Origin of the sequence: Endozoicomonas sp. ALB032 (assembly GCF_049310125.1) — a bacterium.
Taxonomy (GTDB): Bacteria; Pseudomonadota; Gammaproteobacteria; order Pseudomonadales; family Endozoicomonadaceae; genus Endozoicomonas_A.
This window is the reverse complement of record NZ_JBLYNW010000001.1, coordinates 7,078,238-7,100,577: the sequence shown is the minus strand read 5'-3', so window position 1 is coordinate 7,100,577 and position 22,340 is coordinate 7,078,238. Positions and strand designations below refer to the sequence as shown.

Annotated in this window: 4 protein-coding genes; all 4 read left to right on the top strand. The window is 47.7% G+C overall.

The genetic code is table 11. From position 1 onward, the window contains the following. The first annotated feature begins 353 nt into the window (after positions 1 to 353). The 4 genes from ACO6VG_RS25785 to ACO6VG_RS25770 all read left to right on the top strand — a co-directional run bounded on the left by ACO6VG_RS25785 (position 354) and on the right by ACO6VG_RS25770 (position 22,167). Positions 354 to 5,420: a hypothetical protein gene (locus ACO6VG_RS25785; protein WP_422476233.1), complete on the top strand. Its 5,067-nt coding sequence runs from the start codon at positions 354 to 356 to the stop codon at positions 5,418 to 5,420. A 380-nt stretch (positions 5,421 to 5,800) separates the two neighbouring features. Continuing rightward, entirely contained in the window at positions 5,801 to 10,969 is a 5,169-nt protein-coding gene (locus tag ACO6VG_RS25780; protein WP_422476231.1) for a hypothetical protein, read from the top strand. 378 nt (positions 10,970 to 11,347) lie between these two features. Next, on the top strand, positions 11,348 to 16,468 hold the full coding sequence (locus ACO6VG_RS25775; protein WP_422476229.1) for a hypothetical protein: 5,121 nt from the start codon (positions 11,348 to 11,350) through the stop codon (positions 16,466 to 16,468). Between the two features lie 383 nt (positions 16,469 to 16,851). Beyond that, the gene (locus ACO6VG_RS25770) at positions 16,852 to 22,167 is read left to right on the top strand and encodes a hypothetical protein (RefSeq protein WP_422134995.1); all 5,316 of its coding nucleotides are present in this window, start codon (positions 16,852 to 16,854) and stop codon (positions 22,165 to 22,167) included. Positions 22,168 to 22,340 lie beyond the last annotated feature (173 nt).

Here is a 22,340-nt window from a genome sequence, read left to right as displayed (position 1 = left end):
TCTGAAAACAAACTGTCTGCCAAATCCGTTTATGGCAAGCTCGCCAGTGCGGTGCTATAAAATCTAGCGCAAACGTCAATCATCATGCCTAGTTGGATGACGTACGAATTTTTTCCACTAGCGAATGGATTCACACAAGCTGATTTTATTAGCCGGGATCTATGAGACGCTCACAACAAAAAAAAGCTGCCTGCTCGATGGTCCGATCACTGCTTGTGCTAGTGGCAATGTTGTTTGGAGATTCGCTGCAGGCATTGGAATTAGTCGGCTCAAGCCCTCTACCAGCTTATTTCCTGTATTCCAATAAGTTGGCTGAACCTGAACAGCCCGATCCTCTTCGAGGGTGTCACGAGTTGACTCCCGTCATTCCCGGCTTCATTCCCGCGAAGGCGGGAATCCACACTGACTCACCACCAGAACCATACTGCCCGGTGCCCCCCTGGCCTTGTCATCCCCGAGAAGGCAGGGATCTACCGTTGGAGCTGGATTCCCGCCTACGCGGGAATGACGACCTCGGAGCGTGGGAACGAGTTGTTGGGCTTTTGCGACAGCCTCCGGAGTGTGGGAACGAGTTGTTGGAGTTTTACGAGCCCCCTGAAGTTCTGGAGAACACTTCTAATGGACTGATCGTCAGGGGCACCGACGGAGGAGGTGATGACGATAAGCCACCTGACAGAAACAGTGGGAGTCGTGACCCAGAGCGTCAACCTGTCCTTACCCTTATTCCTGATCCTGTCCAAACTTGTCTGCAGCAAAAAAAGCAACTGCTTATAATATTACAAATCAAACGACTATGGGCGATTATATCAGGCCAGACCACGCTGGCGCGGATTTTGACAGACCGGATCATGGTGATTGAAGCCGATCTTCTTGATCTGGAAAGGTCAGACCCAGGCACGATTCAACCGGGGCTGATTCAGACATGGGTGGCAGAGAATGGTCAGGAACTCAGAGTTTACCGTGAGATGGTTTCTGGCAAATATTCTGGCCGACAGGCGGGTAACGGGAAAAAGAATACAACCTCCCGAAAGACCAAAGCATCAACGACCGCAACAACAGGTCAGACCGGCCAGACAAGCGGACCTTCTGCTTGTAACAGGGGAACCGGTTCGACAGGCGCCAATGGTCGTGGAGGCGATGAGCCACTAAAACCCTCAGCTGAGCAGAATACCGGAAATTCAGTTGTTGTTTGTTCGAAGTGTGACAAAGCACTGAATCCACAGGAATTAGGACGTGTAGCAAATCAGACAGCAGCTTCAGCGTTGTTGTGCGACAAGTGCCTGTCGGGCATTCAAGGTAACAAAAGGGTAAGACGAATCCGGGAAGAAACAGAACCGGATTCATCAGAACCCGCTCCGAAAAAAAAGAAGGGGCCGGGTAGAAAGAGAAATAATTCAACCGCTGTTGCTGAACCAGCGGCCAAAAAAAAGAAACCGCCAGACACTCAAATTCCCGATGATCCGTTAGAAAATATAAAAGCAAATATCAAGTACGAATTAAGTCAGGAAGAGCTGGAAAAAGTGCAAACCCTGGTAGCGGTATTCAAGAAAAAAAACATCACGGTAAAAAATACTTTTTATAAGCTGTCTGGTCTTGTAGATAGAAAGTCTTTTAATGGTTTCTTCGATAATGCCATCGTTTTTTTTGGGTATCTTTCTGAAAACGTCAAAAATACAGGCATGCTGACCGGCATGCTGGGTAATAGCAAAAAACATATTCGTAGTTTTGCAGAGCGTAGCCAGGATGAACTCGAATATTTAGCGAGTTTAGATATAGTGACTTCTTTCTCGTCCATGAATAATGGCAAAGGCGTGCCCACACATGAGCAAGTGAAAGCAATACTGGGCTGGTCTGAATGGAAAGACAAAGATGGCGAGTTCAATATCGAACTGTTCCGCTCTTTCTCGTCCATGAATAATGGCCACGGCGTACCCGAGCATGAGGCAGTGAGAGAGGTGCTGGGCTGGCCGGAATGGAAAGACAAGGATGGTGAGTTCAGTATGGAGCTGTTCCGCGCCTTCTCATCCATGAATAATAGCAAAGGCATGCTCAAACATGAGCCAGTGAAAGAGGTGCTGAGCTGGCCGGAATGGAAAGACAAGGATGGTGAGTTCAGTATGGAGCTGCTCCGCCCCTTCTCGTCTATGAATAATGGCAAAGGCATGCTCAAACATGAGCAAGTGAAAGAGGTGCTGGGCTGGCCGGAATGGAAAGACAAGGATGGCGAGTTCAGTATGGAGCTTTTCCGCTCCTTCTCATCCATGAACAATGGTAAAGGCGTGCTCAAAAAAAAGGAAGTGAAAGAGGTGCTGGGCTGGCCCGAATGGAAGGACAAGGATGGCGAGTTCAGTATGGAGTTGTTCCGCGCCTTCTCATCCATGAACAATGGTAAAGGCATGCTCAAACATGAGCAAGTGAAAGAGGTGCTGGGCTGGCCGGAATGGAAAGGCAAGGATGGCGAGTTCAGTATGGAGCTGTTCCGCACCTTCTCATCTATGAATCATGGCAAAGGCATGCTCAAACATGAGCAAGTGAAAGAGGTGCTGGGCTGGCCGGAATGGAAAGACAAGGATGGCGAGTTCAGTATGGAGCTGTTCCGCGCCTTCTCATCTATGAACAATTGCAAAGGCATGCTCAAACATGAGCAAGTGAAAGAGGTGCTGAGCTGGCCGGAATGGAAAGACAAGGATGGTGAGTTCAGTATGGAGCTGCTCCGCGCCTTCTCGTCTATGAATAACGGCAAAGGCATGCTCAAACAAAAGGAAGTGAAAGAGGTGCTGGGCTGGCCGGAATGGAAGGACAAGGATGGCGAATTCAATATGGAGCTGTTCCGCTCCTTCTCATCTATGAATCATGGCAAAGGCATGCTCAAACATGAGCAAGTGAAAGAGGTGCTGGGCTGGCCGGAATGGAAAGACAAGGATGGCGAGTTCAGTATGGAGCTGTTCCAGACCTTCCCGTCTATGAATCATGGCAAAGGCATGCTCAAACATGAGCAAGTGAAAGATGTGCTCGCTTGGCTGGAATGGAAAGACAAGGATGGCGAGTTCAGTATGGAGCTGTTCCGCGGCTTCTCGTTTATGAATAGAGGCAAAGGCATGCTCAAACAAAAGGAAGTGAAAGAGGTGTTGGGTTGGCTGGAATGGAAAGACAAGGATGGCGAGTTCAGTATGGAGCTGTTCCGCGCCTTCTCATCTATGAATTATGGCAAAGGTATGCTCAAACATGAACAAGTGAAAGAGGTGCTGGGCTGGCCAGAATGGAGAGACAAGGATGGCGAGCTCAATATGGCGCTGTTCCGCGCCTTCTCGTCTATGAATCATAGCAAAGGCATGCTCAAACATAAGCAAGTGAAAGAGGTGCTGGGCTGGCCGGAATGGAGAGACAAGGATGGCGAGCTCAATATGGCGCTGTTCCGCGCCTTCTCGTCTATGAATCATAGCAAAGGCATGCTCAAACATAAGCAAGTGAAAGAGGTGCTGGGCTGGCCGGAATGGAAAGACAGAGATGGTGTGTTCAATACGAAGTTATTACGCGCTTTCTCGTCGATGAGTCATGGTCAGGGTGTGCCCGGGCATCAGCAAGTGAAAGAGGTGCTGGGCTGGCCGGAATGGAAAGACAAGGGCGAGTTCAATATGGAGCTGTTCCGCGCCTTCTCGTCCATGAAAAATACCAAAGGCATGCTCAAACATGAAAAAGTGAAAGAGGTGCTGAGCTGGCCGGAATGGAAAGACAAGGGCGGGTTCAATATGAAGTTGTTCCGCGCTTTCTCGTCCATGAATAATGGCCGGAGCTTGCTCAAATATGAGCCTGTGAAAAAAGTGCTGGGCTGGATACGTTACCAGGGGGCACCCAGTCATCTGCTATTGCAAATTATGTCCAGACTCTGGAAATCAGAGGGGCTACCTGCTATTCAAGTGCTTCAACATCGGGAAACACAAATGAAACAGTGGCTGTCTACAGAATTTACTGAAGAACATAACAGCCCGGATAATGAGGAAAATGACGAATACAATAGCGATTCAGAGGATGAAGAAGATGACGAAAAATTCAATCGCCAGATAAAAACAGTCGCTCTTTATCTTTCCACCCCTAAGCCAGACTGGTCACTAACATGGACGGTTTTAAAAGAGTTCTGCCAATTTCATGAACAGACTAAAACGGTTCTGATGTTGGAACCATTGATAGGGCTTTTATCTTCTTCTGGAGGGAAAAGCATCAAACGCTACCTCCAGGCTAATCAACAGGATCGGCATTTTTTGTGGCGTCATTCAATGAAAACCGTGCCCTTGCGCGTATTAAATAGAGCAATGTTCCTTTGTTCTTCCGATGAAGACAGGGAGCGTTTTGTCTTTTTTGCCAAGCGGCTGAAGTCATTGCCGGATAAAAGACTATGGGAGCAGTACTCAGCCCGGTTGCAACCCTTGTCGGCGGTGCTGAAACTCGACTCTATGCAAAGGCTCTATCTGGAAATCCTGCAATCCTTAACAAAGGATCAACAGTTGCGTTTTCTGGATGCCAGCCATGCCCGGGTTGTGTTCGACCTGTTTCCATCGTTGAGCGCCCTGCAAAAACTCAGCAAAGAGCATTCTTCTCATTGGTTAAAGAAGCTGCTTGAAGCCTGCCTGCAACTAAAAAACCATGACATCACCAAAGAAGGCATCCAGATACTGTTCGAAGCACTGCTCAAAACCCATAGTCTTCTACCCTGGGATAACGATATTCCCGATCACTTTCTGTCCGGGATGCGAACAACCGACAATAACCATGTTGAGATACCTGTCTCCGGACTTATCCAATCAGGAGAACAGTTGGCCCTGAGCTATATCGCTGTGTTGATGCAGAACCTTAATGAGATGTCTTTTACCGTCAAAGGTCAGTGGCTTGAGGTTGAAGTATCGGGTGATGATGTTCAGACCTATCGCTACCCAATGCCACAGCTGAAAATACAGAGTGAAAAAATGGCCATCAGCAACTGGTCAGAGGAACAATTCAGGACTTTTTTGAAAATCACCGGGATATCTGAACACTATTATTTGACTGCAGATCAATGGCAGAAACTGGATAACGTTCAATCCAGGCAAGCTGAAGCATGTCAGGCAGAGAATGAATTGGAACCACAAAAACAGGCGTTCGGCAGTTTATGGTTAAAGCTCAACCAGACAGAAATATTTGGCAGCGAAATACTGAATTTACTGGAGGAGTATGAGAGCGAAATGGAGCTTATGCATACAGTGACCCTCCTAAAAAAAGCCAAAATCGATACCGCTATCCACATACTGGAAGTATGGAGGCAACGGACGTGCAACAAAATAGAACAGTTAAAAAAGCAAGACCCTTTATTATCCGATGTTGATCCTGATGTTTATCAGAGTTGTCAGGAACTGGAGTTGCTTGATGAATGCGGGAGTTTTTTTTAAAAAGACTTTCGTCGTTTGATAAGGCTTCTAAAAACAAACTGTCTGCCAACTCCGTTCATGGCAAGCTTGCCAGTGCGGTGCTATAAAATCTAGCGCAAACGTGAATCATCAGGCCTAAGCCGGATGACGTACGAATTTTTTCCACTAGCGAATGGATTCACAGAAGCTGATTTTATTAGCCGGGATCTATGAGACGCTCACAACAAAAAAAAGCTGCCTGCTCGATGCTCCGATCACTGCTTGTGCTAGTGACGATGTTGTTTGGAAATTCGCTGCAGGCATTGGAATTAGTCGGCTCAAGCCCGCTACCAGCTCATTTCCTGTATTCCAATAAGTTGGCTGAACCTGGACAGCCCGATCCTCTTCGAGGGTGTCACGAGTTGACTCCCGTCATTCCCGTCATTCCCGGCTTCATTCTCGTCATTCCCGCGAAGGCGGGAATCCACACTGACTCACCACCAGAACCATACTGCCCGGTGCCCCCCTGGCCTTGTCATCCCCGAGAAGGCAGGGATCCACCGTTGGAGCTGGATTCCCGCCTACGCGGGAATGGCGACCTCGGAGCGTGGGAACGAGTTGTTGGGCTTTTGCGACAGCCTCCGGAGTGTGGGAACGAGTTGTTGGAGTTTTACGAGCCCCCTGAAGTTCTGGAGAACACTTCTAATGGACTGATCGTCAGGGGCACCGACGGAGGAGGTGATGACGATAAGCCACCTGACGGAAACAGTGGGAGTCGTGACCCAGAGCGTCAACCTGTCCTTACCCTTATTCCTGATCCTGTCCAAACTTGTCTGCAGCAAAAAAAGCAACTGCTTATAATATTACAAATCAAACGACTATGGGCGATTATATCAGGCCAGACCACGCTGGCGCGGATTTTGTCAGACCGGATCATGGTGATTGAAGCTGATCTTCTTGATCTGGAAAGGTCAGACCCTGGCACGATTCAACCGGGGCTGGTTCAGACATGGTTGGCAGAGAATGGTCAGGAACTCAGAGTTTACCGTGAGATGGTTTCTGACAAATATTCTGGCCGACAGGCGGGTAACGGGAAAAGGAATACAACCTCCCGAAAGACCAAAGCATCAACGACCGCAACAACAGGTCAGACCGGCCAGACAAGCGGACCTTCTGCCTGTGACAGGGGAGCCGGTTCGACAGGCGCCAATGGTCGTGGAGGCGATGACCCACTAAAACCCTCAGCTGAGCAGAATACCGGAAATTCAGTTGTCGTTTGTTCGAAGTGTGACAAAGCACTGAATCCACAGGAATTAGGACGTGTAGCAAATCAGACAGCAGCTTCAGCGTTGTTGTGCGACAAGTGCCTGTCGGGAATTCAAGGTAACAAAAGGGTAAGACGAATCCGGGAAGAAACAGAACCGTATTCATCAGAGCCCGCTCCGAAAAAAAAGAAGGGGCCGGGTAGAAAGAGAAATAATTCAACCGCTGTTGCTGAACCAGCGGCCAAAAAAAAGAAACCGGCTGACACTCAAATTCCAGATGATCCGTTAGAAAAAATAAAAGCAAATATCAAGTACGAATTAAGTCAGGAAGAGCTGGAAAAAGTGCAAACCCTGGTGGCGGTATTCAAGAAAAAAAACATCACTGTAAAAAACACTTTTTATAAGCTGTCTGGTTTCGTAGATAGAGATTCTTTTAATGGCTTCTTCGATAATGCCGCTGCTTTTTTTGGGCACCTTTCTGAAAACGTCAAAAATACAGGCATGCTGACCAGCATGCTGAATAATAGCAAAAAACATATCCGTAGTTTTGCAGAGCGTAACCAGGATGAACTCGAATATTTAGCGAGTTTAGAGGTAGTGACTTCTTTCTCGTCCATGAATAATAGCAAAGGCGTGCCCACACATGAACAAGTGAAAGCAATACTGGGCTGGTCTGAATGGAAAGACAAAGATGGCGAGTTCAATATCGAACTGTTCCGCTCTTTCTCGTCCATGAATAATGGCCAAGGCTTACCCAAACATGAGGAAGTGAAAGAGATGCTGGGCTGGCCGGAGTGGAAAGACAAGGATGGCGAGTTCAGTATGGAGCTGTTCCGCGTCTTCTCGTCTATGAATAGCAGCAAGGGCATGATTAAACATGAGGAAGTGAAAGAGGTACTGGGCTGGCTGGAATGGAAAGACAAGGATGGCAAGTTCAATATGGAGCTGTTCCGCTCCTTCTCATCCATGAATCATAACAAAGGCATCATCAAACATAAGCAAGTGAAAGAGGTGCTGGCCTGGTCGGAATGGAAAGGCAGGGATGGCGAGTTCAGTATTGAGCTATTCCGCTCCTTCTCATCTATGAATCATGGCAAAGGCATGATTAAACATGAGCAAGTTAAAGAGGTGCTGGGCTGGCTGGAATGGAAAGACAAGGATGGCAAGTTCAATATGGAGCTGTTCCGCTCCATCTCATCCATGAACAATAGTAAAGGCGTGCCCACACATGAGCATGTGAAAGAGGTGCTGGGCTGGCCGGAATGGAAAGACAAGGATGGCGAGTTCAATATGGAACTGTTCCGTTCCTTCTCGTCTATGAGCAATCGTAGAGGCATCCTCAAACATGAGCAATTGAAAGAGCTGCTGGGCTGGCCGGAATGGAAGGACAAGAATGGCGAGTTCAACATTGAGTATTTCCGCTCCTTCTCAACCATGAACAATGGTAAAGGCATGCTCAAACATGAGCAAGTGACAAAGATGCTGGGCTGGCCGGAATGGAAAGACAAGGATGGCGAGTTCAATATAGAGCTGTTCCGCTCCTTCTCATCCATGAGCAGTGGTAAAGGCGTGCCCACACATGAGCAAGTGAAAGAGGTGCTGGGCTGGCCGGAATGGAAAGACAAGGATGGCGAGTTCAATATCGAGCTGTTCCGCTCCTTCTCATCCATGTACAGAGGTAAAGGCATCCTCAAACATGAGCAAGTGAAAGAGGTGCTGTGCTGGCCGGAATGGAAAGACAAGGATGGCGAGTTCAATATGGAGCTGTTCCGCTCCTTCTCATCCATGAACAATGGTAAAGGCATGCTCAAACGAAAGGAAGTGAAAGAGGTGCTGAACTGGCCGGAATGGAAAAACAGGGATGGCGAGTTTAATACGAAGTTGCTCCGATCCTTTTCGTCAATGAATAGTGGCAAAGGTATGCTCAAACATGAGGAAGTGAAAGAGTTACTGGGCTGGCCGGAATGGAAGGACAAAGAAGGCGAGTTCAACATTGAGCTGTTTCGCTCCTTCTCATGCATTAACAATAGTAAAGGCGTGCCCAAAAAAAAGGAAGTGAAAGAGATTTTTGGTTGGCCTGAATGGAAGGACAAGTATGGCGAGTTCAGTATGGAGCTGTTCCGCTCCTTCTCATCCATGAATCATGGCAGAGGCATCCTCAAACATGAGCAAGTGAAAGAGGTGCTGGGCTGGCCGGAATGGAAAGACAAGAATGGCGAGTTCAGTATGGAGCTGTTGCGCTCCTTCTCATCCATGAACAACGGTAAAGGCATCCTCAAACATGAGGAAGTGAAAGAGGTGCTGGCCTGGTCGGAATGGAAAGACAGGGATGGCGAGTTCAGTATGGAGCTGTTCCGCTCCTTCTCATCCATGAACAATGGTAAAGGCATCCTCAAGCATGAGCAAGTGAAAGAGGTGCTGAGCTGGCCGGAATGGAGGGACAAGGATGGCGAGTTCAATATGGAGCTGTTCTGCGCCTTCTCGTCCATGAATAGTGGCAAAGACATGCTCAAACAAAAGGAAGTGAAAGAGATGTTGGGCTGGCCGGAATGGAAAGGCAAGAATGGCGAGTTCAATATGGAGTTGTTCCGCGCCTTTTCATCTATGAATAATAACAGAGGTATGCTCAAACATGAAAAAGTGAAAGAGGTGCTCGGCTGGCCTGAATGGAAACACAAGGGTGGCGAACTCAATATGAAGCTGTTCCGCGTTTTCTCGTCTATGAATCACGGCCAAGGCTTGCCCAAGCATGATCCTGTGAAAAAAGTGCTGGACTGGATAGGTTGCTGCGGAGCGCCCAATCACAGGCTACTGCAAATCATGTCCAGGCTCTGGGTATCAACAGGGCTACCTGCTATCAAGATGCTGCAACACTGGGAAACACAACTGAAACAGTTACTGCTTACAGAACTTACCCGAGAACACAGCAGCCCGGATAATGAAGGAGAGGATAAATACAATCGCCAGATAAAAACAGTTGCTCTTTATCTTTCCACCCCTAAGCCAGACTGGTCGCTAAAATGGAGGGTTTTAAAAGAGTTCTGCCAATTGCATAAAGAGACTAAAACGCTTCTGATGCTGGAATCATTGATAGGATTTTTATCTTCTTCTGGAGGGAAAAGCGTCAAACGCTACCTTCAGGCTAATCAACAGGATCAGCATTTTTTGTGGCGTCATTCAATAAAAGCCGTGCCTTTGCACATGTTAAATAGAGCAATGTTCCTGTGTTCTTCCGATGAAGGCAGGGAGCGTTTTGTCTATTTTGTCAAGCGGCTGAAGTCATTGCCGGATAAAAGACTATGGGAGCAGTACTCTGCCCTATTGCAACCCTTGTCGGCGGTGCTGAAACTCGACTCTATGCAAAGGTTCTATCTGGAAATCCTGCAGCCCTTAACAAAAGATGATCAGCTGCGTTTTCTGGATGCCAGCCATGCCCAGGCTGTATTTGATCTGTTTCCCTCGTTGAGTGCCCTGCAAAAACTCAGCAAAGAGCATTCTTCCCATTGGTTGAAGAAGCTGCTTGAAGCCTGCCTGCAACTAAAAACCCATGACATCACCAAAGGAGGCATCCAGATACTGTTCGAAGCACTGCTCAAAACCCATAGTCTTCTACCCTGGGATAACGATATTCCCGATCACTTTCTGTCCGGGATGCGAACAACCGACAATAACCATGTTGAGATACCTGTCTCCGGACTTATCCAATCAGGAGAACAGTTGGCCCTGAGCTATATCTCTGTGTTGATGCAGAACCTCAATAAGATGTCTTTTACCGTCAAAGGTCAGTGGCTTGAGGTTGAAGTATCGGGTGATGATGTTCAGACCTATCGCTACCCAATGCCACAGCTGAAAATACAGAGTGAAAAAATGGCCATCAGCAACTGGTCAGAGGAGCAGTTCAGGACTTTTTTGAAAATCACCGGGATATCTGAACACTATTATTTGACTGCAGATCAATGGCAGAAACTGGATAACGTTCAATCCAGGCAAGCTGAAGCATGTCAGCCAGAGAATGAATTGGAACCACAAAAACAGGCGTTTGGCAGTTTATGGTTAAAGCTCAACCAGACAGAAATTTTTGGCACCGAAATACTGAATTTACTGGAGGAGTATGAGAGCGAAATGGAGCTTATGCATACAGCGACCCTCCTTAAAAAAGCCAGAATCGATAGCGCTACCCACATACTGGAAGCATGGAGGCAACGGGCGTACAACAAAATAGAACAGTTAAAAAAGCAAGACCCTTTATTATCCGATGTTGATCCTGATGTTTATCAGAGTTGTCAGGAACTGGAGCTGCTTGATGAATGCGGGAGTATTTTTTAAAAAGACTTTCGTCGTTTGATAAGGCTTCTAAATACAAACTGTCTGCCAACTCTGTTCATAGCAAGCTTGCCAGTGCGGTGCTATAAAATCTAGCGCAAACGTGAATCATCAGGCCTAAGCCGGATGACGTACGAATTTTTTCTACTAGCAGGGATTCACAGAAGCTGATTTTATTAGCCGGGATCTATGAGACGCTCACAACAAAAAAAAGCTGCCTGCTCGATGGTTCGATCACTGCTTGTGCTAGTGACGATGTCGTTTGGGGATTCGCTGCATGCATTGGAATTAGTCGGCTCAAGCCCGCTACCAGCTCACTACCTGTATTCCAATAAGTTGACTGAACCTGGACAGCCCGATCCTCTTCGAGGGTGTCACGAGTTGACTCCCGTCATTCCCGTCATTCCCGTCATTCCCGTCATTCCCGTCATTCCCGTCATTCCCGGCTTCATTCTCGTCATTCCCGCGAAGGCGGGAATCCACACTGACTCACCACCAGAACCATACTGCCCGGTGCCCCCCTGGCCTTGTCATCCCCGAGAAGGCAGGGATCCACCGTTGGCGCTGGATTCCCGCCTTCGCGGGAATGACGACCTCAGAGCGTGGGAACGAGTTGTTGGGCTTTTGCGACAGCCTCCGGAGCCTGGAAACGAGTTGTTAGAGTTTTACGCGCCCCCTAAAGTTCTGGAGAACACTTCTAATGGACTGATCGCCAGGGGCGCCGCCGGAGGAGATGATGGCGATAAGCCACCTGACGGAAACAGCCGGAGTCCTGACCCAAAACCTCAACCTGTCCTTACCCTTATTCCTGATCCTGTCCAAGCTTGTCTGCAGCAAAAAAAGCAACTGCTTATAATATTACAAATCAAACGACTATGGGCCATTATAACAGGCCAGACCACCCTGTCCCGAATTTTGTCAGACCGGATCATGGTGATTGAAGCCGATCTTCTTGATCTGGGAAGGTCAGACCCTGGCACGATTCAACCGGGGCTGGTTCAGACATGGCTGGCAGAGAATGATCAGGAACTCAGAGTTTACCGTGAGATGGTTTCTGGCAAATATTCTGGCCGACAGACGGGTAACGGGAAAAAGAATTCATCCTCCCGAACGACCAAAGCATCACCGACCGCGACAATAGTTCAGACCGGCCAGGCAAGCGGATCTGCCGCCCGTATCAGGGGAACCGGTTCGACAGGCGCCAATGGTCGTGGAGGCGATGACCCACTGAAACCCTCAGCTGGGCAGGATGCCGCACATTCGCATGTAGCTTGTTCGAAGTGTGACAAGGCATTGAATCCGCAGGAGTTAGGACGTGTAGCAAATCAGACAGCAGCTTCAGCGTTGTTGTGCGACAAGTGCCTGTCGGGCATTCAAGGTAACAAAAGGGTAAGACGAATCCGGGAAGAAGCAGAATCGAATTCACCAGAGCCCGCTCCGAAAAAAAAGAAAGGCCCGGGTAGAAAAAGAAATAATTCAACAGCTGTTGCTGAACCAGCGGCCAAAAAAAAGAAACTGCCAGACACTCAAATTCCCGATGATCCGTTAGAAAAAATAAAAGCAAATATCAAGTACGAATTAAGTCAGGAAGAGCTGAAAAAAGTGCAAACCCTGATGGTGATATTCAAGAAAAAAAACATCACTGTAAAAAAGACCTTTTATAAGCTGCTTGGTTTCGTAGATAGAGATTCTTTTAATGGTTTCTTCGATAATGCCGCCGCCTTTTTTGGGTACCTTTCTGAAAACTTCAAAAATACAGGCATGTTGACCGGCATGCTGGATAATAGCAAAAAACATATCCGTAGTTTTGCAGAGCGTAGCCAGGATGAACTCGAATATTTAGCGAGTTCAGATGTAGTGACTTCTTTCTCGTCCATGAATAATGGCAAAGGCGTGCCCACACATGAACAAGTGAAAGCAATACTGGGCTGGCCAGAATGGAAAGACAGGGATGGTGAGTTTAATACGAAGTTGTTCCGATCCTTCTCGTCTATGAATCATGCCAAAGGCATCCTCAAACATGAGCAAGTGAAAGAGGTGTTGGGCTGGCCGGAGTGGAAAGACAAGGATGGCGAGTTCAGTATGGAACTGTTCCGCGCCTTCTCATCCATGAACAGTGGTAAAGGCATGATTAAACATGAAGAAGTGAAAGAAGTGCTGGCCTGGTCGGAATGGAAAGACAAGGTTGGCGAGTTCAGTATTGAGCTATTCCGCTCCTTCTCATCCATGAACAGTGGTAAAGGCATGCTCAAACAAGAGGAAGTGAAAGCGATGTTGGGCTGGCCGGAATGGAAAGACAACGATGGCGAGTTCAGTATGGAGCTGTTCCGCGCCTTCTCATCCATGAACAATGGTAAAGGCGTGCTCAAAAAAAAGGAAGTGAAAAAGGTGCTGGGCTGGCCGGAATGGAAGGACAAGTTTGGCGAGTTCAGTATGGAGCTGTTCCGCGCCTTTTCATCCATGAATAGTGGCAAAGGCATGCTCAAACAAAAGGAAGTGAAAGCGGTGTTGGGCTGGTCGGCATGGAAGGACAAGGATGGCGAGTTCAGTATAGAGCTGTTCCGCTCCTTCTCATCTATGAATAGCAGCAAGGGCATGATTAAACATGAGGAAGTCAAGGAGGTGCTGGGCTGGCCAGAATGGAAGGACAAGGATGGCGAGTTCAGTATGGAGCTGTTCCGCGCCTTCTCGTCTATGAATAGCAGCAAGGGCATGATTAAACATGAGGAAGTCAAAGAGGTGCTGGGCTGGCCGGAATGGAAAGACAAGGATGGCGAGTTAAGCATTGAGCTGTTCCGCTCCTTCTCGTCTATGAATCATGGCAAAGGCATGCTCAAACATGAGCAAGTGAAAGAGGTGCTGGGTTGGCCGGAATGGAAAGATGAGGATGGCGAGTTCAGTATGGAGCTGTTCCGCTCCTTCTCATCCATGAACAGTGGCAAAGGCATGCTCAAACAAGAGGAAGTGAAAGAGGTGCTGAACTGGCCGGAATGGAAAGACAGGGATGGCGAGTTTAATACGAAGTTGTTCCGATCCTTCTCGTCAATGAACAATCGCAAAGGCATGCTCAAACATGAGCAAGTGAAAGAGGTGCTGGGCTGGCCTGAATGGAAGGACAAGGATGGCGAGTTCAGTATGGAGCTGTTCCGCGCCTTCTCATCCATGAACAATGGTAAAGGCGTGCTCAAAAAAAAAGAAGTGAAAGAGGTGATGGGCTGGCCGGAATGGAAGGACAAGGATGGCGAGTTCAGTATGGAGCTGTTCCGCGCCTTCTCATCTATGAATCATGGCAAAGGCATCCTAAAACAACAGGAAGTGAAAGAGGTGCTGGGCTGGCCGGAATGGAAAGACAAGTATGGCGAGTTCAACATTGAGCTGTTCCGCGCCCTCTCGTCCATGAATAGCAGCAAGGGATTGATTAAACACGAGGAAGTGAAAGAGGTGCTGGGCTGGCTGGAATGGAAAGACAAGTTTGGCGAGTTCAGTATGGAGCTGTTCCGCGCCTTCTCATCCATGAACAGTGGCAAAGGCATGCTCAAACAAAAGGAAGTGAAAGCGGTGTTGGCCTGGTCTGAATGGAAAGACAAGGGTGGCGAGTTCATTATGGATCTGTTCCGTTCCTTCTCATCCATGAACAGTGGTAAAGGCATGCTCAAACATGAGCAAGTGAAAGAGATGTTGGGTTGGCCTGAATGGAAACACAAGGATGGCGAGTTCAATATGGAACTGTTCCGCGCCTTTTCATCCATGAACAATAGAAGAGGTATGCTCAAACATGAGAGCGTGAAGGAGGTGCTCGGCTGGCCTGAATGGAAACACAAGGGTGGCGAACTCAATATGAAGCTGCTCCGCGTTTTCTCCTCTATGAATCACGGCCAAGGCTTGCCCAAACATGAGTCTGTGAAAAAAGTGCTGGACTGGATAGGTTGCCGAGGGGCGCTCAATCACAGGCTACTGCAAATAATGCTCAGGCTCCTAGTATCAGAAGGGCTGCCTGCTATCAAGATGCTGCAACACTGGGAAACACAACTGAAACAGTTACTGCTTACAGAACTTACCGGAGAACACAGCAACCCGGATAATGAAGGAGATGACGAATACAATAGCGACTCAGATGATGAAGAGGACAAATGCAGTCGCCAGATAAAAACAGTCGCTCTTTATCTTTCCACCCCTAAGCCAGACTGGTCGCTAACATGGACAGTTTTAAAACAGTTCTGCCAATACCATAAAGAGACAAAAACGGTTCTGATGCTGGAATCATTGATAGGGCTTTTATCTTCTTCTGGAGGGAAAAGCGTCAAACGTTACCTTCAGGCTAATCAACTGGATAAGCATTTTTTGTGGCGCCATTCAATGAAAGCCGTGCCTTTGCGCGTGTTAAATAGAGCAATGTTTCTGTTTTCTTCCGATGAAGACAGGGAGCGTTTTGTCTTTTTTGCCAAGCGGCTGAAGTCATTGCCGGATAAAGGACTATGGGAGCAGTACTCAGCCCGGTTGCAACCATTGTCGGCGGTGCTGAAGCTCGAATATATGCAAGGGCTCTATCTGGAAATTCTGCAACCCTTAACAAAAGATGATCAGCTGCGTTTTCTGGATACCAGCCATGCCCGGGCTGTATTCAATCTGTTTCCCTCGTTGAGCGCTTTGCAAAAACTCAGAAAAGAGCATTCTACCCATTGGTTAAGCAAGCTGCTTGAAGCCTGCCTGCAACTAACAACCCATGACATTACCAAAGAAGGCATCCAGATACTGTTCGAAGCGCTGCTCAAAACCCATAGTCTGCTACCCTGGGATAACGATATTCCCGATCACTTTCTGTCCGGGATGCGAACAACCGACAATAACCATGTTGAGATACCTGTCACTGGACTTATCCCATCAGGAGAACAGTTAGCCCTGAGCTATATTGCTGTGTTGATGCAGAACCTCAATGAGATGTCTTTCACCGTCAAAGGGCAATGGCTTGAGGTTGAACTGCCAGGAGACGGAGTTCAAAACTACCGCTTTCCAATGCCACAGCTGGAAATACAGGATGAAAAAATGGTAATCAGCAACTGGTCAGAGGAACAGTTCAGGACTGTTTTGAAAATCACCGGGATATCTGAACACTATTATTTGACTGCAGATCAATGGCAGAAACTGGATAACGTTCAATCCAGGCAAGCTGAAGCATGTCAGTCGGCGAATGAATTGGAACCACAAAAACAGGCGTTTGGCAGTTTATGGTTAAAACTGAACCAGACAGAAATTTTTGGCAGCGAAATACTGAATTTACTGGATGAGTATGAGAGCGAAATGGAGCTTATGCATACAGTGACCCTCCTTAAAAAAGCCAAAATCGATAGCGCTACCCACATACTGGAAGCATGGAGGCAACGGGCGTGCAACAAAATAGAACAGTTAAAAAAGCAAGACCCTTTATTATCCGATGTTGATCCTGATGTTTATCAGGGTTGTCAGGAACTGGAGCTGCTTGATGGGTGTGGGAGTATTTTCTAAAAAGACTTGTGTCGTCTGATAAGGCTTCTGAAAACAAACTGTCTGTCAACTCCGTTCATGGCAACCTTGCCAGTGCGGTGCTATAAAATCTAGCGCAAACGTGAATCATCAGGCCTAAGTCGGATGACGTACGAATTTTTTCCACTAGCGAATGGATTCACAGAAGCTGATTTTGTTAGCCGGGATCTATGAGACGCTCACAACAAAAAAAAACTGCCTGCTTGATGGTCCGATCACTGCTTCTGCCAGTGACGATGTTGTTTGGGAGTTCGATGCATGCATTGGAATTAGTCGGCTCAAGCCCGCTACCAGCTCATTTCCTGTATTCCAATAAGTTGGCTGAACCTGGACAGCCCGATCCTCTTCGAGGGTGTCACAAAACTATGGTTCCCCATTGGCCTTGTCATCCCCGAGAAGGCAGGGATCCACCGTTGGCGCTGGATTCCCGCTTTCGCGGAAATGACGACCTCGGAGCGTGGGAACGAGTTATTGGGCTTTTGCGACAGCCTCCGGAGCCTGGGAACGAGTTGTTAGAGTTTTACGTGCCCCCTGAAGTTCTGGAGAACACTTCTAATGGACTGATCGTCAGGGGCACCGCCGGAGGAGATGATGACGATAAGCCACCTGACAGAAACAGCGGGAGTCTTGACTCAGAGCCCCAACCTGACCTTACCCTTATTCCTGACCCTGTCCAAACTTGTCTGCAGCAAAAAAAGCAACTGCTTCCAATATTACGAATCAAACGACATTGGGCAATTATGACAGGCCAAACCACACTTGCCCGAATTTTGTCAGACCGGATCATGGTAATTGAAGCCGATCTTCTTGATCTGGAAAGCTCAGCCCCCGGCACGATGCAACCGGGGCTGGTTCAAACATGGCTGGCAGAGAATGGTCAGGAACTCAGAGTTTACCGTGAGATGGTTTCTGGCAAATATTCTGGCCGACAGACGGGCAACGGGAAAAAGAACAAATCCTCCCGAACGACCAAAGCATCAACGACCGCGACAACTGGTCAGACCGGCCAGACAAGCGGACCTTCTGCCCGTAACTTGGGAACCGGTTCGACAGGCGCCAATGGTCGTGGAGGCGATGACCCACTGAAACCCTCAGCTGAGCAGAATACCAGACATTCGCTTGTCGCTTGTTCGAGGTGTGACAAGGCATTGAATCCACAGGAATTAGGACGTGTAGCAAATCAGACGGCAGCTTCAGCGTTGTTGTGCAACAAGTGCCTGTCGGGCATTCAGGGTAACAAAAGGGTAGGGCGAATCCGGGAAGAAGCAGAACCGGATTCACCAGAGCCCGCTCCGAAAAAAAAGAAGGGCCCGGGTAGAAAGAGAAAAAATTCAACAGCTGTTGCTGAACCAGCGGCCAAAAAAAAGAAACCGCCAGACACTCAGATCCCCGATGACCCATTGGAAAAAATAAAAGCAAATATCAAGTACAAATTAAGTCAGGAAGAGCTGGAAAAAGCGCAAACCCTGATAGAGGTATTCAAGAAAAAAAACATCACTGTAAAGGACTCTTTTTATAAGCTGCTTGGTTTCGTAGAGAGAAATTCTTTTAATGGCCTCTTCGATAATGCCACCGCATTTTTTGGGCACCTTTCTGAAAACTTCAAAAATACAGGCATGCTGACCGGCATGCTACATAATAGTAAAAAACATATCCGTAGTTTTGCAGAAAGTAGCCAGAGTGAACTCGAATATTTAGCAAGTTTGGATGTTTTGACTTCCTTCTCGTCCATGAATAATACCAAAGGCGTGCCCACACATAAGGAAGTGAAAGCAATCCTGGGCTGGCCAGAATGGAAAAACAAGAATGGTGAGTTCAATATCGAACTGTTCCGCTCTTTCTCGTCCATGAATCATGGCAGAGGCTTGCCCAAACATGAGGAAGTCAAAGAGGTGCTGGGCTGGCCGGAATGGAAAGACAAAGCTGGCGAGTTCAATATGGAACTGTTCCGAGCCTTCTCGTCCATGGATAATAGCAAAGGTTTGCCCACACATAAGAAAGTGAAATTAATACTGGGCTGGCCTGAATGGAAAAACAAGAATGGCGAGTTCAATATCGAACTGTTCCGCTCTTTCTCGTCCATGAATAATGGCCATGGTGTGCCCAAACATGAGGAAGTGAAAGAGGTACTGGGCTGGCCGTTGTGGAAAGACAAGGATGGCGAGTTCAATACGTTGCTGTTCCGCGCCTTCTCGTCTATGAACCATGGCAGAGGCATGCTTGAACATGAGGAAGTGAAAGAGGTGCTGGGCTGGCCGGAGTGGAAAGACAAGGATGGCAAATTCAGTATGGAGCTGTTTCGCGCCTTCTCGTCCATGAACAGTAGCAAAGGCATGCTCAAATATAAGCAGGTGAAAGAGGTGCTGGGCTGGCCGGAATGGAAAAACAAGAATCGCGAGTTCAATACGGAGCTATTCCGCACTTTCTCATCCATGTACAACACTAGAGGCTTACCCAAACATGAGGAAGTGAAAAAGTTGCTGTCTTGGCCGGAATGGAAAGACAAGGATGGCGAGTTTAACATTGAGCTGTTCCGATCCTTCTCGTCCATGAATCATACCAGAGGCATGCTCAAACATAAGGAAGTGAAAGAGGTGCTGGGTTGGCCGGAGTGGAAAGGCAAGGATGGCGTGTTCAATATGGAGCTGTACCGCGCCTTCTCGTCCATGAACCATAGCAGAGGCATGCTCAACCATGAGGAAGTGAAAGAGGTGCTGGCCTGGCCTGAATGGAACGACAAGTATGGCTCATTCAGTATGGAGCGGCTCCGCGCCTTCTCATCCATGAACAGTAATAAAGGCATGCTCAAACATGAGGAAGTAAAAAAAGTGCTGGGTTGGCCGGAATGGAAAGACGGGGATGGAGAGTTCAATATGAAATTGTTCCGCAGCTTCTCATCCATGAATCACACCAGAGGCGTGCTCAAACATGAGGAAGTGAAAGAGGTGCTGGGCTGGCCGGAATGGAAAGACAAGGATGGCGAGTTGAATACGGAGCTGTTCTGTGCCTTCTCATCCATAAATCATGGCAGAGGCATGCTCAAACATGAGGAAGTGAAAGAGGTGCTGTCTTGGCCGGAATGGAAAGACAAGGATGACGAGTTCAGTATGGAACTGTTCCGCTCTTTCTCATCGATGTACGCCGCTGGAGGCATGCTCAAACATGATGAAGTGAGAGAGGTGCTGGGCTGGCCGGAATGGAAAGACAAGGATGGCGAGTTCAATATGAATCTATTCCGTGCCTTCTCGTCCATGAATCATAGCAGAGGCATCCTCAAACATGAGGAAGTGAAAGATGTACTGGGCTGGCCGGAATGGAAAGACAAAGATGGCGAGTTCAATATGGAACTGTTCCGCTCTTTTTCATCGATGTACACCTCTAGAGGCATGCTCAAACATAAGGAAGTGAAAGAGGTTCTGGGCTGGCCGCAATGGAAAGACAGGGATGGTGTGTTCAATATGAAGTTATTCCGCGCTTTCTCGTCCATGAATAATGGTCGGTGCGTGCCCGGGCATCAACAAGTGAAAGAGGTGCTGGGCTGGCCAGAATGGAAAGATATGGATGGTGAGTTCAGTATGGAGCTGTTTCGCGCCTTCTCATCAATGTTCAGCGCAAGAGGTTTGCCCAAACATGAGGAAGTGAAAGAGGTTCTGGGTTGGCCGGAATGGAAAGACAGAGATGGTGTGTTTGATATGAAGTTATTACGCGCTTTCTCGTCGATGAATAATGGTCGGGGTGTGCCCGGGCATCAGCAAGTGAAAGAGGTGCTGGGCTGGCCGGAATGGAAAGACAAGGCTGGCGAGTTCAATATGGAGCTGTTCCGCGCTTTCTCGTCCATGAAAAATACCAGAGGCATGCTCAAACATGAAAAAGTGAAAGAAGTGCTGAACTGGCCGGAATGGAAACACAAAGATGGCGTGTTCAATATGAAGTTGTTCCGCGCTTTCTCGTCCATGAATAATGGCCGAGGCTTGCCCAAATATGAGCCTGTGAAAAAAGTGCTGGGCTGGATACGTTACCAGGGGGCACCCAATTATCTGCTATTGCAAATTATGACCAGACTCTGGAAATCAGAGGGGCTACCTGCTACTGAAGTGCTTCAACATCAGGAAACACAAATGAAACAGTGGCTGTCTACAGAATTTACTGGAGAACATAACAGTCCGGATAATGAGGGAAATGACGAATACAATAGCGATTCAGAGGATGAAGAAGGTGACAAATACAATTGCCAGATAAAAACAGTCGCTCTTTATCTTTCCACCCCTAAGCCAGACTGGTCGCTAAAATGGACGGTTTTAAAACAGTTCTGCCAATTTCATGTACAGACTAAAACGGTTCTGATGCTGGAATCATTGATAGGGCTTTTATCTTCTTCTGGAGGGAAAAGCGTCAAACGTTACCTTCAGGCTAATCAACTGGATAAGCATTTTTTGTGGCGCCATTCAATGAAAGCCGTGCCTTTGCGCGTGTTAAATAGAGCAATGTTTCTGTTTTCTTCCGATGAAGACAGGGAGCGTTTTGTCTTTTTTGCCAAGCGGCTGAAGTCATTGCCGGATAAAGGACTATGGGAGCAGTACTCAGCCCGGTTGCAACCATTGTCGGCGGTGCTGAAACTCGAATATATGCAAGGGCTCTATCTGGAAATTCTGCAACCCTTAACAAAAGATGATCAGCTGCGTTTTCTGGATACCAGCCATGCCCGGGCTGTATTCAATCTGTTTCCCTCGTTGAGCGCTTTGCAAAAACTCAGCAAAGAGCATTCTACCCATTGGTTAAGCAAGCTGCTTGAAGCCTGCCTGCAACTAACAACCCATGACATTACCAAAGAAGGCATCCAGATACTGTTCGAAGCGCTGCTCAAAACCCATAGTCTGCTACCCTGGGATAACGATATTCCCGATCACTTTCTGTCCGGGATGCGAACAACCGACAATAACCATGTTGAGATACCTGTCACTGGACTTATCCCATCAGGAGAACAGTTAGCCCTGAGCTATATTGCTGTGTTGATGCAGAACCTCAATGAGATGTCTTTCACCGTCAAAGGGCAATGGCTTGAGGTTGAACTGCCAGGAGACGGAGTTCAAAACTACCGCTTTCCAATGCCACAGCTGGAAATACAGGATGAAAAAATGGTAATCAGCAACTGGTCAGAGGAACAGTTCAGGACTGTTTTGAAAATCACCGAGACGTCTGAACACTATTATGTGACAGCAGACCAATGGCAAAGGCGTTTAAATTCCGATGACCCGGTATACATCCAAAGACGCAAAGCCAGACTGACCGCAAACGGAGAGCCGGGAGCAAACGGTGCTGTTGAAGCAGCCTCCTTTAATCCGCTACCTGTTCATATTCTGGCTATTCTGGACGACAAACGAGAAAAGCAGGCCTTTGCCAGTTTATGGTTAAAGCTGAACCAGACAGAAATTTTTGGCACCGAAATACTGAATTTACTGGAGGAGTACGAGAATGAAATAGAGCTTATGCATACAGTGACCCTCCTTAAAAAAGCCAAAATCGATAGCGCTACCCACATACTGGAAGTATGGAGGCAACGGGCATGCAGCAAAATAGAGCGTTTAAAAAAGCAAGACCCTTTATTATCCGATGTTGATCCTGATGTTTATCAGAGTTGTCAGGAACTGGAGTTGCTTGATGGGTGTGGGAGTATTTTCTAAAAAAGATTTGTGTCGTTCTGGCAAACTGGGCCAGAAAGCTTTCTTGGAAAGAGGTTGCCAGCACTTTCGACACAGAAATGCGCCACAGATTTTGCTGACGAGGCTGAAATTGAGGAGCTCAGGCGAATACTGAAAGGTTGAATCCGTAGGTCATGCAGTGGTTGGGCAGTCAT

Excerpts from the sequence above, each read along its gene's own strand:
- ACO6VG_RS25770 (WP_422134995.1), top strand. The coding sequence starts at position 16,852 with ATGGTTCCCCATTGGCCTTGTCATCCCCGAGAAGGCAGGGATCCACCG.